Source organism: Nitrincola schmidtii (genome assembly GCF_008973715.1).
In the GTDB taxonomy this organism is placed as follows: Bacteria; Pseudomonadota; Gammaproteobacteria; order Pseudomonadales; family Balneatricaceae; genus Nitrincola; species Nitrincola schmidtii.
Genome location: NZ_WBOL01000004.1, coordinates 206,738 through 222,513, shown reverse-complemented (window position 1 = coordinate 222,513; position 15,776 = coordinate 206,738). Strand labels below are relative to the sequence as shown.

At 46.8% G+C, this 15,776-nt stretch carries 17 protein-coding genes; 11 read left to right on the top strand and 6 right to left on the bottom strand.

What is annotated here, in order from left to right; genetic code table 11:
* Positions 1-123: 123 nt before the first annotated feature.
* From F7R24_RS05570 to F7R24_RS05560, 3 genes are read right to left on the bottom strand one after another with little or no spacing between them, the layout of a single operon-like run.
* The gene (locus F7R24_RS05570; protein WP_151670263.1) at positions 124-375 is read right to left on the bottom strand and encodes a glycosyltransferase; all 252 of its coding nucleotides are present in this window, start codon (positions 373-375) and stop codon (positions 124-126) included.
* A gap of 10 nt (positions 376-385) precedes the next feature.
* Positions 386-1,426 carry a glycosyltransferase gene (locus F7R24_RS05565; protein WP_151670262.1) on the bottom strand — a complete coding sequence of 347 codons (1,041 nt, stop codon included), beginning with the start codon at positions 1,424-1,426 and terminating at the stop codon, positions 386-388.
* Positions 1,423-2,343: a lysophospholipid acyltransferase family protein gene (locus F7R24_RS05560; protein ID WP_151670261.1), complete on the bottom strand. Its 921-nt coding sequence runs from the start codon at positions 2,341-2,343 to the stop codon at positions 1,423-1,425. Before F7R24_RS05560 ends, F7R24_RS05565 begins: the two co-directional genes overlap by 4 nt.
* Before the next feature lie 123 nt (positions 2,344-2,466).
* Here F7R24_RS05560 and msbA point away from each other — a divergent pair, with 123 nt between their 5' ends.
* Complete coding sequence (gene msbA / locus F7R24_RS05555) at positions 2,467-4,236, top strand: lipid A export permease/ATP-binding protein MsbA (RefSeq protein WP_151670260.1); 1,770 nt, start codon at positions 2,467-2,469, stop codon at positions 4,234-4,236.
* Positions 4,237-5,721, top strand: a complete 1,485-nt coding sequence (locus F7R24_RS05550; protein WP_151670259.1) for a glycosyltransferase family 39 protein — start codon at positions 4,237-4,239, stop codon at positions 5,719-5,721.
* A 14-nt stretch (positions 5,722-5,735) separates the two neighbouring features.
* Here the strand turns inward: F7R24_RS05550 and waaA are convergent, their stop codons facing one another.
* Positions 5,736-7,007, bottom strand: coding sequence for a lipid IV(A) 3-deoxy-D-manno-octulosonic acid transferase (gene waaA / locus F7R24_RS05545; protein WP_240775997.1), 1,272 nt, complete (start codon positions 7,005-7,007; stop codon positions 5,736-5,738).
* Positions 7,008-7,095: 88 nt separating this feature from the next.
* On the opposite strand from waaA, the gene F7R24_RS05540 reads away from it, so the two are divergent.
* The 9 genes from F7R24_RS05540 to F7R24_RS05500 all read left to right on the top strand — a co-directional run bounded on the left by F7R24_RS05540 (position 7,096) and on the right by F7R24_RS05500 (position 14,013).
* Complete coding sequence (locus F7R24_RS05540) at positions 7,096-8,148, top strand: glycosyltransferase family 2 protein (protein WP_151670258.1); 1,053 nt, start codon at positions 7,096-7,098, stop codon at positions 8,146-8,148.
* Positions 8,145-8,516 carry a GtrA family protein gene (locus F7R24_RS05535; RefSeq protein ID WP_151670257.1) on the top strand — a complete coding sequence of 124 codons (372 nt, stop codon included), beginning with the start codon at positions 8,145-8,147 and terminating at the stop codon, positions 8,514-8,516. The genes F7R24_RS05540 and F7R24_RS05535 overlap by 4 nt, the downstream gene beginning before the upstream one ends.
* On the top strand, positions 8,513-9,331 hold the full coding sequence (locus F7R24_RS05530; RefSeq protein WP_151670256.1) for a ChbG/HpnK family deacetylase: 819 nt from the start codon (positions 8,513-8,515) through the stop codon (positions 9,329-9,331). Before F7R24_RS05535 ends, F7R24_RS05530 begins: the two co-directional genes overlap by 4 nt.
* A gap of 95 nt (positions 9,332-9,426) precedes the next feature.
* Positions 9,427-9,534: an LPS translocon maturation chaperone LptM gene (gene lptM, locus F7R24_RS05525; protein WP_151670255.1), complete on the top strand. Its 108-nt coding sequence runs from the start codon at positions 9,427-9,429 to the stop codon at positions 9,532-9,534.
* A gap of 52 nt (positions 9,535-9,586) precedes the next feature.
* Entirely contained in the window at positions 9,587-10,843 is a 1,257-nt protein-coding gene (gene lysA / locus F7R24_RS05520) for a diaminopimelate decarboxylase (RefSeq protein ID WP_151670254.1), read from the top strand.
* Positions 10,844-10,853: 10 nt separating this feature from the next.
* Positions 10,854-11,684, top strand: a complete 831-nt coding sequence (gene dapF / locus F7R24_RS05515) for a diaminopimelate epimerase (protein WP_151670253.1) — start codon at positions 10,854-10,856, stop codon at positions 11,682-11,684.
* Positions 11,681-12,388, top strand: a complete 708-nt coding sequence (locus F7R24_RS05510) for a DUF484 family protein (protein ID WP_151670252.1) — start codon at positions 11,681-11,683, stop codon at positions 12,386-12,388. The genes dapF and F7R24_RS05510 overlap by 4 nt, the downstream gene beginning before the upstream one ends.
* 1 nt (position 12,389) lies before the next feature.
* The gene (gene xerC, locus F7R24_RS05505) at positions 12,390-13,304 is read left to right on the top strand and encodes a tyrosine recombinase XerC (RefSeq protein WP_151670251.1); all 915 of its coding nucleotides are present in this window, start codon (positions 12,390-12,392) and stop codon (positions 13,302-13,304) included.
* Positions 13,297-14,013, top strand: coding sequence for an HAD family hydrolase (locus F7R24_RS05500; protein WP_151670250.1), 717 nt, complete (start codon positions 13,297-13,299; stop codon positions 14,011-14,013). Before xerC ends, F7R24_RS05500 begins: the two co-directional genes overlap by 8 nt.
* A gap of 15 nt (positions 14,014-14,028) precedes the next feature.
* On the opposite strand, the gene hemW is transcribed toward F7R24_RS05500, so the two are convergent.
* A complete protein-coding gene (gene hemW / locus F7R24_RS05495) occupies positions 14,029-15,174 on the bottom strand; it encodes a radical SAM family heme chaperone HemW (RefSeq protein WP_151670249.1) in 1,146 nt (381 codons plus the stop codon).
* Positions 15,171-15,776, bottom strand: a complete 606-nt coding sequence (rdgB, locus tag F7R24_RS05490; RefSeq protein ID WP_151670248.1) for an RdgB/HAM1 family non-canonical purine NTP pyrophosphatase — start codon at positions 15,774-15,776, stop codon at positions 15,171-15,173. Before rdgB ends, hemW begins: the two co-directional genes overlap by 4 nt.

Here is a 15,776-nt window from a genome sequence, read left to right as displayed (position 1 = left end):
ACATCGCAGAAGCCGATACGCTAGAGAAACTTGAACAACTCTTGCCATGGAATGCACCGCTAGAGAAGACTTCGAAAAAAGTGACTCAGTACAGCTAGGGGTAGAGTGCTGATTTATTGGCACTTACTCTAAATTCAATATCCAGTCATGTGAGGTTTTCTCTTCTGCAAAGCGCTTTTGTTGTCCATAGCCGGGCCATTCGTTAAAGAATGTTTTAGCTTCAAGCCTTTCAGCTTTTTGAACAGTGTCATCATTGCTTCCAGAGTCAACCACAATGATTTCATCTACCCAGTCAGCTACGCTATCGATTGCCTTTTCGATTCGATCAGCTTCATTTTTAGTAATAAAAATAACGCTGATGGGAAGTTTTTTCATGTTAATAGACTCAAATGCTTTTTTTATAGAGAGATGTGTATGTATTTAATACCGAACTAGCAACATATTTGCTGATAAGTTCATTATATCCATTTTCAACAATTAGCGACTTCAAGCTAGCATTGCTTTGTAAAATAGATACTTTTTCTGCTAAAGAATAATGATTGTCTTTGTTAAACATTAATGAAGTTTTATTATCTTCGGTAATGGCTAGCGCTCCTTGTGAGTCTGATGTAACAAGAGGTTTTTTATGAGACCAAGCTTCTAGTAATACACTGCCAAAGGGTTCATGGCGAGAAGGAACAAGGAAAATATCACTTATGTAGCAAAAGGGAGTGATGTCGTTTTGCCATCCGGCAAAAATAACTCTATCTTGAACACCTAAATGATTTGCGAGCTTCTTGAGAGTGTCTTCTTCTGGACCGTTTCCCACAATAAGGTAACAAAATTGATCAGGTAATAATTTAAGTGCCTTGATAGCCGTATCAAGGCCTTTAACGCTATGAAGTCTAGCAGGAGTAAAAAGTACAGTTTTATCATTTAATCCTAGCTCATTCTTTAAGTTATCTGATGCTTTTTGCTCTTCGGGGCTGGGCAGATTAACAAAGTTAGGAATACAAGAAAGCTTGTCCGAGTGCCATCCGTTTTGTGTAATATGATTACAAATGTCGTTAGTTGCTCCGACCAACCAATCCATAGATTTGTAGTTCTTCAGTGAATAATAGCCACCTAGGCGCCCAATTTTGAAACCTCGTGCTCTTTTCGGTGTTAAAGTAGCGGCTCGATTCATCCAGCATTGAATAATATCTGATTTTTCTTTTAATGAGATTTTTAAAATCTTTAAGCTAGTAATAAGGTCGAAGCTGGATCGAAAGCCAAGCGCATAAACTTTGATATCTTCTTTGTTAAGCTGTTCTTCAAGCCATGAGTCTTTGCGAACTATGGCGACGACATCCATATCTTCATGCTTATTGAGTTCTATGCAAAATCGTAGGAAATGAGCTTCAGCTCCGCCTGCTTTTTGAGCGCCACAAATTTGCAATATTTTCATTTAATAATGCTCTTAGCTTGGTTATAAAGATAATTCTTCCCTTTAGGATGACTCTTAAATCGACGATGCACCCACATATACTGCTCAGGGTCTTTACGAATTGCCCGCTCAATCTCTTCATTGATGCGCGTTGCATCGTCTATTTCATCGCCTGTTGGAAAAGGTTCAATGATGGGATATAGCTCTAGCTCATAACGTCCATCAGCTAACCGATGCTGTGCCAGCATGAGCACAGGAGAGCCATTCAGTTTGGTAAGGCGCGTCGTCGCTGTCAGTGTCGCTGCAGGCACACCGAAAAAAGGCACAAATACAGACTGTTTCATGCCAAAGTCTTGATCAGGTGCATACCAGATGATTTCATTGGACTTGAGTTTTCGAATGACGCTTCGGAAGTCGGATCGGTCAATGTTATGCGTAAAGCGCGATCGACCGTTACATATGACTTGGTCAAGGTAGGGATTGTTATTAGGTCGATAGAGGGTGTTGAGTTTGTAGTGATATGAAAAAAGCAGTCCACCCAAATCTAGCGTTGAAAAATGAGCGCCCAACATAATTACGCCCTTGCCTTGAGCAAGCGCTTTATCTAAGTGCTCTTTACCCCTCAAGCTCACTTTGTCTTGAAACCAACTTATCGGTGCCCACCATGCCATGGCGGCTTCCATAATGCCGATGCCATTGTGATGGAAGACAGTGCGAACACGTTTGCGTTGTGCTTCAGGTGAAAGTTCAGGGAAGCATAAGCGAATATTGACTTCAGTGACATGGCGTCTGTCTCGAGCTAAGTGGTAAAGCACCCAGCCAAAGAAGGCCCCGATATGCATTTGTAAATTATAGGGTAAGCGAGCAAGCAAGCGCAGAATGTTGACCCACAGGCTAATGGGCCAAAGAGACGGTTTTTTGAGTATTTCTGAGGTCATTAGCCGTTCTGTCACGTCACTTTTTCACTGATACAAAACAATATTTATACCATTCTAACCTGTTATCTGACTCCTGTGCAGTTATACTACTGCTTTTGTCTGAGTCATTGTTAAGAGAGTTCTATGACGAAAACCCCTCAAAACGGTGTTGTCACGCAACCTCAAACAGGTTGGGATGTTTATCTGCGTTTGCTGAGTTATGTACGTGGCCACTGGCCTATGTTCATTGTCGCTTTTGCTGGATTTGCTCTCTATGCTGGATCTCAAACCGCCGCAGCTAAGTGGTTAGAGAGTTTTATTGACGCGGTTGAAAGCGGTAATCTTGATCAGCGATTTTGGTTAGCCTTAGCTATTTTATTGATCTTTTTTGTGCGAGGCATAGGTACTCTATTAGGGAACTATGGCTTTTCTTATGTGGCTAGAGCGGTGGTCAGTCGCCTTCGCTGTCAAATGTTTGATCATCTATTAGTGCTTCCTTGTTCGTTTTATCAACAGCATACCTCTTCAGAGTTGTTATCAAAGCTAACCTACAATGTTGAGCAGGTCACCGGTGCTGCCACCGATGCACTCAAAACAGCGGTTCGCGAAGGCTTAACGGTCTTAGGATTGTTTGGATATATGCTTTTCTTGAACTGGAAGTTAACTCTCCTTTTTGTTGCAGTGGCTCCCTTAGTTGGTGGTGTCGTGGCATTGGCGTCAAAACGATTACGTCGACTCAGTCATGGGATTCAAGATTCCGTTGGTGATATCTCTGCTTCAGCATCAGAAGCCATTAAAGGTTATCAAGTCGTCAGAGTATTTGGCGGTGCTGAGTCTGAGCGTGCTCGCTTTAATAAAGCTTCTGAACGTAATCGTCGCCAATTTATGAAAATGGTTGTCACCCAGTCAGTAACGACGCCGATTATTCAAATGCTGGTGGCTGCAGTCGTGGCATTGTTGACCTTTATCGCAATGTCCCCTGCACTCGTTGCTTCGATGTCTACTGGCCAATTTATTGCCTTTATTTCAGCTGCTTCCTTAATGGCCAAGCCAATACGTCAGTTAACAGAAATTAACAGTACAGTACAAAAAGGTATTGCTGCTGCGGAAAGTTTCTTCCAGCTTTTTGATGAAATTCCTGAAAAAAACAGTGGTTCGGTCATTCTAACGGATGCAAAAGGGCGTGTTGAGTTTCGTGATGTATCGTTTACTTATCCAAAAAGTGAATCTCAGGCACTTAAAAATGTAAGCTTTTTCATCGAGCCTGGTGAAACTGTTGCCCTCGTAGGTCGGTCGGGTAGTGGTAAGTCGACTTTAGCAGGTCTATTGCCGCGCTTTTATGACGTGCAACAGGGAGAAATTCTGTTAGATGATCGTCCTTTATCTGACTATACGCTGGAAAGCCTTCGTAATCAGATTGCCTTGGTAAATCAGCATGTTGTGCTGTTTGAAGGAACCATTGCTGAAAATATTGCTTACGGAGCCTTATCAGGAGCATCTGAAGAAGCCATTCGTGCTGCTGCCGATGCGGCAATGGTGACTGAGTTTGCAGAGCGTCTGCCAGATGGGCTAAACACCCTGATCGGTGAAAATGGTTTGTTGCTGTCAGGTGGGCAGCGACAGCGAATCGCAATTGCGCGTGCTATTTTGAAAGATGCACCGCTGTTGATCTTAGATGAAGCGACCTCAGCACTGGATACTGAGTCAGAGCGTTTTATTCAAACAGCATTAGAGCATGTGATCAAAGATCGTTCTACGTTGGTGATTGCGCATCGTTTATCGACCATTGAGCGAGCGGATCGTATCTTGGTGATGGAGCAGGGCGTTGTGGTGGAGCAGGGTAGTCACGCTGAGTTGTTAGCACAGGGTGGCAGCTATGCTCGTCTTTATAATATGCAATTTAATCAAGACTAAATGACTTCATACGCTGCTTTTTCAAGTGATACGACCCGTTATGTTTGGCTGATTTTAGTTCTTAACGCGTTGCTCTGGACACTGCTGCCTTGGTTGTCAGTCTACAGTTTGCCGCTTGATGTGGTTGAAGGGCTGTTTTGGGGCAAAGAGTGGCAATGGGGTTATTATAAGCACCCTCCTTTACCGTCTTGGTTGATCAATCTTTTGTGGCTGGGTTTGGGTGATCTGGGGCCTTTTGTTCTCAGCCAACTGAGTTTATTGATCACCTATGTTTACGTATGGCGTTTGGGGTTGCGCTTGCTCGGCGTGGAGAAAGCAGCCTTAGGGACTTTGTTGTTGTTAGGGGTCTATTATTTTACGTGGCCCAGTCCAGAATATAACCACAACATTGCTCAGATGCCCATTTGGGCTGCAGCGGTCTTTTATTACTATCAAGCACTGCACTCAGGTCGTTATAGAGACTGGATACTGGTTGGTTTTTGTGCTGGATTAGGATTGCTGACCAAATATGTGATGATCGTTCTATTAACAGCGATCTTCCTGCATCTGCTGACCCAAGCCGAAGGTCGTCGTCAACTGATCCGATGGCCAGTATGGTCTGGTGTGTTGGTGATGTTGCTGGTGTTTATGCCCCATCTGATCTGGCTGTTTCAGCATGACTTCTTGCCTTTTCAATACGCACAGCAACGAGCGGGTGAGGCACCTTCTGCCTTGCAAGCGCATCTTTTTGGCCCACTAAAATTCTTGACGGTACAGTTGCTGGATCATTTCCCCTTGCTGATTCTTTTAGCCGTAACTGGCTTTTTCAGTCGTCCGCTTTGGTCCTCGGATCAAGCTGAAGCGAAAACGCGCTGGTTTTTGTTTGCGATAGGTCTGGGCCCTGCGTTATTAACAGCGATAGTGGCGGGAGCCACTGGGACGGGTTTGCGAGATATGTGGGGAACACCCATGTGGAACTTGTCTGGATTACTGATCGTGTCATGGCTTATCACACCGCTTGCGCAACAGCCGCAACGACGTTTGCTGCGTGGCAGTGTGATGATGGTGATGGTGTTGATTTTGCTTCGTTTAGTCGACATGAGCCTACTGCCTTATCTTAAAGATAAACCGTCACGCATCGGTTGGCCGGATAAAGCGATAGCCTCAGAACTAGAAAAAAATTGGCAACTCGAAACGAACTGTCCATTGGATCTGGTAGCGGGTGAATACTGGTTAGGTGGTTTAGTGTCTTTACGTGCCTCAACACGTCCTTCGGTGCTAATTGAGGGTCGAATGGACTACAGCCCTTGGGTGGATCAGCCACGCATCGATCAGTCGGGTGTGATGCTGGTGTGGCAAAATACTGATTTGCCTGAACAGCTTGCAAATCTGGGTGAAATTTCGGCACAGGGCGAGCTAGCACTCGAATGGCCCGTTACCAAGAATGCAGAGCCTCTAAGATTGAACTGGGCGATTATCCCCCCTCGTTCAGTTTGTCCTGAGTGACGATGGTGAAAAACTCAAAGCAGCTTTTCCAGTTGAGCGGTTAATCGATCTAAGGCTCCAGCGTGTTTTGCAACATAGGCTTTAGCGGCATCGCCTGCTTTCAAGCGTTCTTCATGTTTTGCAAACCAGTCTGCCGCTTGACGCATCACTTGTTCAGCTTGGCTGGTTTGAACCAACGCGCCTGCCTGTAACAGTCCATCGGTGATGCTGGCAAAATTAAAGGTATGTTGACCACAAAGCACGGGCTTTCCGAGTAAAGCAGGTTCTAAAGGGTTGTGCCCTCCGCGTTCAATGAGCGAACCACCAACAAATACCACATCAGCCGCCGCACAAAAGATCATTAGTTCTCCCATAGTGTCGGCAAGGTAAACTTGTATCTCCTCTGAGATAGGTTGGTGTGCGCTTCGGCATTGATAGTCTAAACCACTGGCGAAGCAAAGTTGCGCCACTTCATCAAAGCGCTCTGGATGCCGAGGGACTAAAATCAGCAGTGCATCGGTCTGCTGGCTGAGCAGTAGAGGAAAGCTGTTTAGCAGTTGAGCTTCTTCATCAGCATGAGTGCTGGCAGCCAAAAGGACAGGTCTTCTAGGTCCCCAAGCCTGTTTAAGCCTCTCCGCTTGTTCAAGCCAGACTGTCTGTATCGGTACATCAAACTTAATGCTTCCAGTCATGCTAAGTCGCTCTGGAGACATTCCCAGTACTTTAAAGCGTTCCGCATCGGCTTCACCCTGAGCCGCAAGATGGGTAATCTGATCAAGCATTGCTTTGGTTAAGTGAGGAAAGCGAGCATATCCCCGAGCGGAACGCTCAGATAATCGCGCATTTGCCAATAAAATAGGTATATTTGCGCGCTGGCATTGGTCTAAAAAGTTGGGCCACAACTCTGTTTCAACGATTAAACAAGCACGGGGTTTGATGGTGCGAATAAATCGCTTGAGTGCCCATGGAAGGTCATAGGGGCAGTATCGGTGTGTTACGCGCTTGCCAAATAAAAGCTGCACACGATCAGCACCCGTCGGTGTCATGGTGGTGATGATGATGGGAATATTAGGATGTCGAGCGAGTTGGTTTTGCACCAAGGTAGAGACAGCTTGTACCTCGCCAACCGAGACAGCATGAATCCATAGCGGAGCGTCAGGCGTTTTTTCCACAGGAGTTAAGAAGCCCAAGCGCTCTAGCCAGCGATCTCGATAATGAGGTGCTTTAAAGCCTCGCCACCACAGGCGTAGCAGAATGATCGGTAGCAAGAAATGCAGTAAACAGGTGTAAATTAAGCGACTTATCATAGGATTTGTGGGCTATCCGGTGCGAAACGTAAAGATATAGTTTACCATTATGCCCTGTAGTCTGAAGGACTTGAAACTGGAATGAAGCATGCCCGATAAAATAACACAGCATACATCGGAATCAGATCCAACGTTATCGCCCAGAAACTTAGGCGATACGCCCAGTATTACCTGCATTTTACCTGCCTATAATGAAGCAGATAATCTCAAGGTGATCATCCCCAAACTTTGCGAATATCTGCCCAAGCTTTCATCTCGCTTTGAAATACTGGTGGTTGATGATGGCAGTCGCGATGCAACCTCCGCAGTCGCAATTGACTTAGGTAAGCAGTATCCGGTTTCCCTTATCCGTCTGTCGCGAAACTTTGGTAAAGAAGCCGCGATGAGCGCAGGCCTAGATCATGCGGATACAGATTTAGTGATTTTGATGGACTCGGATCTGCAGCATCCGATTGAGATGCTCGGAGAGTTTTATCAGCACTGGTTAGAAGGCTATGACATGGTGTATGGCATACGCTCAGATCGATCAGATGAGCATCCGATCAAGCGTCGATTAACGCGCTATTTTTACCATATGTTAAGTCAAAGCGCCGATGTGGAGATTCAAGCCGATGCGGGTGATTTCCGCATGATGGACGCTAAAGTGGTTAAAGCACTGAGAGCCTTGCCCGAACGCAAACGGATGATGAAAGGTCTATTTGCCTGGGTCGGTTTTCGCAGTATCGGTATTCCTTTTCAGGTCAATCCTCGCCACAGTGGTGAAACCTCCTTTGGTATTCGTCGTTTATCATCGCTGGCGCTGACGGGAATTACGGCTTTCAGTAGTACGCCGTTGCGTATGTGGATGTTTATTGGTGCGGGAATCTCCATGCTGGCGATCGCCTATGCCATTATCATCGTGTTGCGGACATTGTTTTGGGGAGTCGATGTTCCCGGTTGGCCAACTCTGGTGGCTGGCATCGGATTTTTGGGTGGCGTACAACTCTTATCGGTGGGTGTGCTGGGTGAATATGTGGCGCGTATCTTCTCGGAGGTAAAAGCTCGCCCCGTCTACCTGATTTCCGATCATCACCCAACTAAAGTCAGTTCTGATCGTGTCATTAACATTGAACAACCAGAATCAGGTTCTGTTGATCAATGATGGCACAGGTTTCACGCTTTGCTCTGGTCGGGGTGACGGCCTTAATGGTGCACTGGTTGGTCGTCAGATTACTGGTGCCCTTGGGATTGGCTCCTTTAGTGGCTAATGTGTTTGGCTTTTTGGTCGCTTTTAATGTCAGCTATTTTGGTCACCGTAAACTCACCTTCAAGGCTGAACAACTGAAGCACAGTCGTACCTTACCTAAGTTTGCGACAGTAGCTTTGGGTAGTTTTGCGATTAATGAATCGCTTTATGCGCTGTTACTGCTATTCACCCCCTTACGTTATGACATCGCCTTGTTTATTGTGCTGGGTGTGGTGGCTGTTTTGACTTACCTGTTTAGCCGTTTTTGGGCGTTTGCGGCATGAAATCTGTAGGCTGCGAAAAAACACTAGCGTCTAAATCGATTGTCATGTGTGCAGATGATTTTGGGCTTTCAACGCCGGTCAGTGAAGGAATCCTAGCTTTGCTGGAGCGTCAGCGTCTCTCGGCGGTGAGCTGTATGACCTGCTTTGCGGATTGGAAGGAACAAGCGCAAAACTTACAAAAGTTCAAAAATCATGCAGCGATCGGTTTGCACTTTAATTTAACCGAATCTGATTCGGCTCAACCTCTAGGCCAGTTAATGCTCAACTCTTTAACTGGAAAGCTGGACCTTAATTGGGTTCGAGATGAAATCAACCGACAATTAGATGATTTCGAAGACCAGTTTGGTTATCGGCCAGAGTATGTCGATGGTCATCAGCATGTGCATATTTTTCCCGGTATTCGCTCTGTTTTGTTGGCGACCCTCAAACAGCGCTATCCTAACGAAACTCTATGGTTAAGGGGCGTCAAACCCGCTTTTTCGGGTCATGACTCTTTGACTAAAGCCGTTGCATTGCGAGTGATGGGCTGCGGTTTTTCAGTGCAGGCAAAAAAAGCAAACCTCCCCGTCAGTCGCTATTTTGCGGGGTTATACTCATTAAAGGCTGACGCTGATTTTTCAGCTTTTCTTCATGGCTGGATAGATCACTTGCCTGATGGTGGTTTGATCATGTGTCATCCGGGTCTAACCGGAGCGTCGTCCACTGGCATGGCGCTTACGCGGCAGCAAGAGTGGGACTATCTTGCCAGTGATCTATTTCTTAATCGACTGTCTCAACAAAGTGCAACGCTTTCTAAAACGCCTAGCTTGAACTGATTCTTGCTGGGTTTGCATCTGCCCCTGCCCATCGCCCACGACATCAGGTTATAATCCCCCATTTAAGACACTATTAGCCCTAAAGGTGGTTAGGTATGAAACTGTTTTGGTCTGTGTTATTTGCCAGCCTGTTACTCTTAAGTGGCTGCGGTCAAAAAGGGCCTTTGTACTTGCCCGATACTACTGAAAATCAGACCGACTGAATCACCTACAACGCCTAACATTAACTTTGATACAGGGCAGATGAGAGAACCAATGGATAGTTTTGAGTACCGCAACGGCGAGCTTTTTTGTGAAGAGGTATCGCTGACCCAAGTGGCCGAACAATATGGCACACCGGCTTACGTCTATTCTCGTGAAGCCATAGAACAAGCCTATATGGCCTATGCGAACGCATTACAGGGGCGTGATGCGCTGGTCTGTTATGCTGTCAAAGCAAATTCAAATATTGGTTTGCTCAATTTATTAGCACGCTTAGGTGCTGGCTTTGATATCGTTTCTTTAGGTGAGTTAGAGCGCGTTTTAAGGGCCGGTGGCGACCCTGCCAAAGTGGTCTTTTCGGGTGTCGGTAAGCAAGCCGCTGAGATAAGTCGCGCGTTGGAAGTCGGTATTTTTTGTTTCAATATCGAATCAGATGCTGAGCTAGATCGTGTGAATGCGGTTGCGCTAGAGTTGGGTAAAGTGGCGCGTGTCTCTTTTCGTGTCAATCCCGATGTTGATGCCGGAACGCATCCCTATATTTCAACCGGATTAAAAGAGAATAAGTTTGGTATCGATATTGATCACGCAGAAGCGGTTTATCTGCGTGCTGCCTCTTTACCCGGCATTCAGGTGGTGGGCATGGATTGTCATATTGGCAGCCAGCTCACTGAAATCAGCCCCTTTCTAGATGCCTTGGATCGTTTGTTAGCCCTGACGGATCGTTTAGCTGAGCAAGGTATTGTCATTCATCACCTTGATGTTGGCGGTGGATTGGGCGTGTGTTATACCGATGAAACTCCGCCAACGCCGGATGCCTTTGTCAAAGCGATGTTAACGCACATAGGTTCGCGCCCTCTGAAGCTGATTTTTGAGCCAGGACGTTCGATTGTTGCCAATGCGGGTGTATTACTCACGCGAGTTGAATTCTTAAAAAGAACCGGTGAGAAAAACTTTGCCATTATTGATGCGGCGATGAATGACTTGATCCGTCCATCACTCTATAGCGCTTATCAAGAAATCATTCCGCTGCAAATCAAAGAAGAGGTGGCGACTCAAACTTGGGATCTGGTCGGCCCTGTCTGTGAAACGGGTGACTTCTTAGGTAAGGACAGAGCGCTAAAAATCGAAGCCAATGATCTGTTAGCGGTTTGCTCAGCGGGTGCCTATGGGTTTGTCATGGCATCTAATTACAATACGCGTCCGAAGCCGGTTGAACTCATGGTCGATGATGACCAAATCTTTGTGGTTCGCGAACGTGAACAGATCGATGATCTGTTAAAAGGCGAACAACTGCTGCCAAGCGATCTCTGAGGAAGCAGTCATGTTAGTACGCTTTAGTAAAATGCATGGGTTGGGTAACGATTTTATGGTGATCGACGCCGTAGCTCAGCGTGTCCGCTTGACTCCAGAGGTTGTTAAGCGTTTAGCGGATCGTCACACGGGTGTTGGCTTCGATCAACTGTTACTGGTAGAGCCGCCTAGCCGTCCCGATATGGATTTCCGATACCGTATCTACAATGCTGACGGCTCTGAAGTCGAGCACTGTGGCAATGGAGCGCGCTGCTTTGCCCGATTTGTGCGTGAAAGACGCTTAACAGTGAAGCAAGAGATTCAGGTCGAAACCGCTAAAGGCAGTGCTCTGCTCAAGGTGCAAGCCGATCGTTCCGTCCAGGTAGATATGGGCGCACCGATTTTACAACCTAATGAGATTCCATTTGCTGCTGAACAACAAGCGAGTCGTTATGATTTAGACGTCGAAGGTAAAACCTATGACGTGTCAGCCGTTTCGATGGGTAACCCTCACTGTGTCTTAGTGGTTGACGATATTTCTCAAGCGCCGGTTAAACAACTGGGACGTGTTATTGAAAAACATCCTCGTTTTCCTCAGCGCGTCAATGTGGGATTTATGCAAATTGTCTCTCCTAACCATATCAAGTTGCGGGTCTTTGAGCGTGGCGCAGGAGAGACTCGTGCCTGTGGAACAGGAGCCTGTGCTGCGGTGGTTGCAGGTCGTTTGCGTGGATTACTAAATGAAGACGTGACGGTTGAATTACCCGGTGGCGAACTACAAATTAGTTGGAAAGGTGATGGCCACTCTGTCTTAATGACAGGGCCCGCCACAACCGTGTATGAAGGGCAGATTTATCTATGATACAGCAGGCAGTGGAAACGGATGAGGCGGCATCTGCAGGTGTGACGGCTGAACAGGTCGCAGAATACCTAGCGGCACACCCTGACTTTTTTGATGCACATGTTGGTTTGTTAGAGAAGCTCTATGTTCCTCATCAGCGAGGTACGACGGTTTCTTTGGTTGAGCGTCAAACCTCGTTATTAAGAGAGCGAAATCAAAAACTTCATGGCCATCTTGCCGAGCTGATTGAAATCGCTCGACATAACGATATCCAGTTTGAAAAAACCAAACGCATGGTGCTGTCACTGCTAGAAGCACAAACACTCGATGATGTGGCAATCGCGATCGAAGAAAGCTTGTGTCAGGACTTCTATGGTGATGACGCGCGCCTTATTCTATTCAGTGATGCGCCTTTTGATGTGAACAGTCTTCGTATCTTAAGCCGTTCTGACTGTAGTTTGGTGCAGCCTTTAGTTGAAACCAGTATGCCCAGTTGCGGACAGTTATCTGAACCCATGAACCGTTTTCTGTTCCAAGAGAATGCGACTCGTATTCAGTCTGCGGCAGTCGTCCCGCTCGTTAAAGGGGAAACCTTAGGTTTGCTGGCGATAGGTAGTTTTGATCCTGATTACTTCCAGAGTAGCCAAGGAACGTTGTTTTTGAGCTATGTAGGTGAAGTGCTTAGCCGAATTGTCATGCATATTTTAGAGTCTCCGCGTCGCTAGTATGTCGGATCTGCCTGACGAGTCCTCATGGGTTGACGCGTTTTTACGTCACCTGCACTCAGAGCGGCAACTCTCCCCGCATACCTTGCAGCACTATCGGCGTGATCTGCAAAAACTGGCTGAACAGTTACAGGAATTACAATTTGCTGGCTGGATGAGTTTAAACGAAAAGCGGCTACGTCAGGCCATTGCCATGTTGCATGGTAATGGCTTATCGGGTCGTAGCTTACATCGTTTACTCTCCGCGACACGCACCTTTTATCACTTTTTAAATAGGGAAGGTTGGATCGATAAAAATCCAGCGCTAGCGGTTCAAGCGCCTAAATCGGGTCGCCGATTGCCTGCTACACTCGATCCGGACCAAGTCAGTCAGCTCTTAACCCCGCCTAATGATGAACCCATTACACTCAGGGACTTCGCCATGATGGAGTTGATCTATTCATCGGGTTTGCGTGTCTCTGAATTGGTTTCTTTACGGATCCAGATGATGGATCTCGGGGATGCATCCTTGCGCGTCATCGGTAAGGGGCAAAAAGTGCGAGTGCTTCCGATAGGCCTGCCCGCATTAAATGCGCTGAAACAATGGCTTGTCGTACGAGAATTGTGGAATAAGTATCATCTTCCCGAAGTCTTTTTAGGCCAGCGTGGCCGTCCCCTAACGACGCGTTCAGTAGAGCAGCGCTTGGCACACTGGGGCGAGTATTTAGGCACTCAGGGACGTGTATATCCTCACCGTCTGCGCCATAGTTTTGCCAGTCACCTGTTAGAATCCAGTCAAGATCTGCGGGCGGTTCAAGAGTTACTGGGACATAGCGATATCAGTACGACACAAATTTATACCCATTTGGATTTTCAGCATTTAATGCAGGTCTATGAACAATCACACCCACGTGCGAGGAGAAAATCGCGTGATTAAAGCCGTTACTTTCGATTTAGACGATACACTCTGGGCTGTTGATCCTGTGATTCAGCATGCCAATCGCACCCTGTGGGAGTGGTTGCATGCCAATACGCCAGCAGTGACGGCGGAGTTTGCATTAACTGATCTTAACGAGGGCTCAGCATTACGCGCTAAGCTGATCGAAAAGCATCCTGAGATTGCTTATAGCATGACGTTGGTGCGCGTTCGTCTGTTGCAAGAATGCTTAAAGTCGGTTGGCTATAGTGAGCAAGAGGCAGAAGTTCATGCGAATCATGCGTTTGCGGCCTTTATTGAAGCGCGCCATGAGGTGGAATTGTTTGCTCATGCGCGCACCATGCTTGAAGCCTTAAAAGGAAAGGGTTTGATAATCGGTGCACTAAGTAACGGTAATGCGGAAGTCAAGCGGACAGGTTTGGCGGATCTTTTTGACTTCCAGTTTAATGCTGATGATGTCGGCCAGGCTAAACCTCACCCGCTGATGTTCGAGAAAGCCTTAGCGCTACACCAGCTGAAAGCGGAAGAAGTGGTGCATGTCGGAGATCATCCAATCAATGATATCAAGGCGGCAGCCGACTTAAAGATGAAGACCATATGGGTCAATATTTGGAAAGTTGAGTGGCCTAGCGGTGTTGAAACTGCTGATGCCGAAGTCACCAGTCTTGATCAGCTAGCGGCTGTGGTTGAAGCATTTTCGCAAGCATAATTGTTGGTAAAACGATTATAAAAACAGCTCTAAAAGATCATTCAGAAACAGTCTTCCCTGTGGGGTCGGCTCTAATCGGTCTGGATTATCGACTAACAAGCCTTTAGCTCGGGCGAGTGCCAAAGGTTTGTGAATCCTATCCAGTGATAGGCCGGTTCTTTCAGAAAATAAACCCGCGGGAACACCGTGATAAAGGCGTAAAGCATTGAGCATAAACTCAAAGGCTAACTCATCCTCATCAACCCATTCACGCTGTTGAGTCGGATTAAGTGCTTGCAAATAGCCTTTGGGCTGTCGCTGTTTTTGGTGACGCTCTATTCTGAGTCTGCCTGAATCCCGATGTGATACTTTGCCATGAGCACCGGCACCAATGCCGATATAATCTCCGAAGGTCCAATAATTCATATTGTGCTGACTTACTGCACCCTGTCGAGCGTAAGCGGAAATTTCATATTGCTGAAACCCTGCCAAACTGAGTAATTCCTGCCCTTGTTCTTGAATCTCCCAGAGTGCTTCATCGACCGGTAGCAGAGGCGGGCGTGCATGGAATTCGGTATTGGGTTCCAGCGTCAGTTGATACCAAGAAAGATGCTCAGGACCCAGATCGATTGCTTGTTGAAGATCCTTTAGGGCTTGTTGTGTTTGTTGTTCTGGTAAACCGTGCATCAGATCTAAATTGACGCGATCAAAGAGTTTGATGGCACTGGTCGCTGCCTGAATGGCATTTTCAGCGTTATGAACGCGACCTAAGGCTTTAAGTTGCGTGTCGTGAAAACTCTGTATCCCTAATGACAGTCTATTGACGCCAGCAGCGCGAAAACCTGCGAACTTCTGCTGCTCAAAGGTTCCCGGATTTGCTTCTAGGGTGATCTCTGTGGAGGATGAGATAGGCATCTGTTGATCAATTTGCTGCAGCAAACGGTGGATCGCTGCGGCAGAAAACAAACTAGGGGTGCCGCCACCGATAAAGATGGAGTGTAGTCCTCGAGGTGAATTTATGCGATTCATCTCAAAGGTTAAATCTCTGATTAATGCGTCAATGTACTCGTTTTCAGGTAAAGACTCATCACGTTGTGCATGTGAATTAAAGTCACAATAAGGACATTTGCGAATGCACCAAGGGATGTGTACATATAACGAAAGGGTTGCCGGCACTGTCATGCCGGCAGATAGTGGGGGAGTTGTTCGAAAAATGCTCGCATCGCTTTTCCGCGATGACCGTATTGATGCTTAGTCTCAGCGCTAAGCTCTGCCACAGCGCTATTCAGTTCAGGAATATAAAAAATCGGGTCATACCCAAAGCCACCTTCACCTCGTCGCTCTGTCAAAACCACACCTTCCCAGCTGGCCTGACAGATCAGTGGTGTAGGATCTAAGGAATGGCGCATATAGACCAAGACACACTGGTAGCGGCCAGTTCGTTGAGCTTCTGGAACCTCTTTCAGTGCATCCAACAGCTTATCAATGTTTTTGGCATCGTTAGCGCCTTCGCCAGAATAACGTGCTGAGTAAATACCGGGCGCGCCATTCAGTGCATCAACCTCGAGCCCAGAATCATCTGCCAGGGCGGGTAGTCCTGTGGCTTGACTAGCATGACGAGCCTTTAAGATCGCATTTTCGACAAAGGTTAGGCCGGTTTCGTCGGCATCTGAAACCGAGAATGCTGATTGAGGAAGCAGATCAATGCCTTGCTTCGCCAACATCTCACTAAACTCACGAAGCTTTCCGGCATTGCTGCTCGCTAATACAAACTGTTTGTTCAC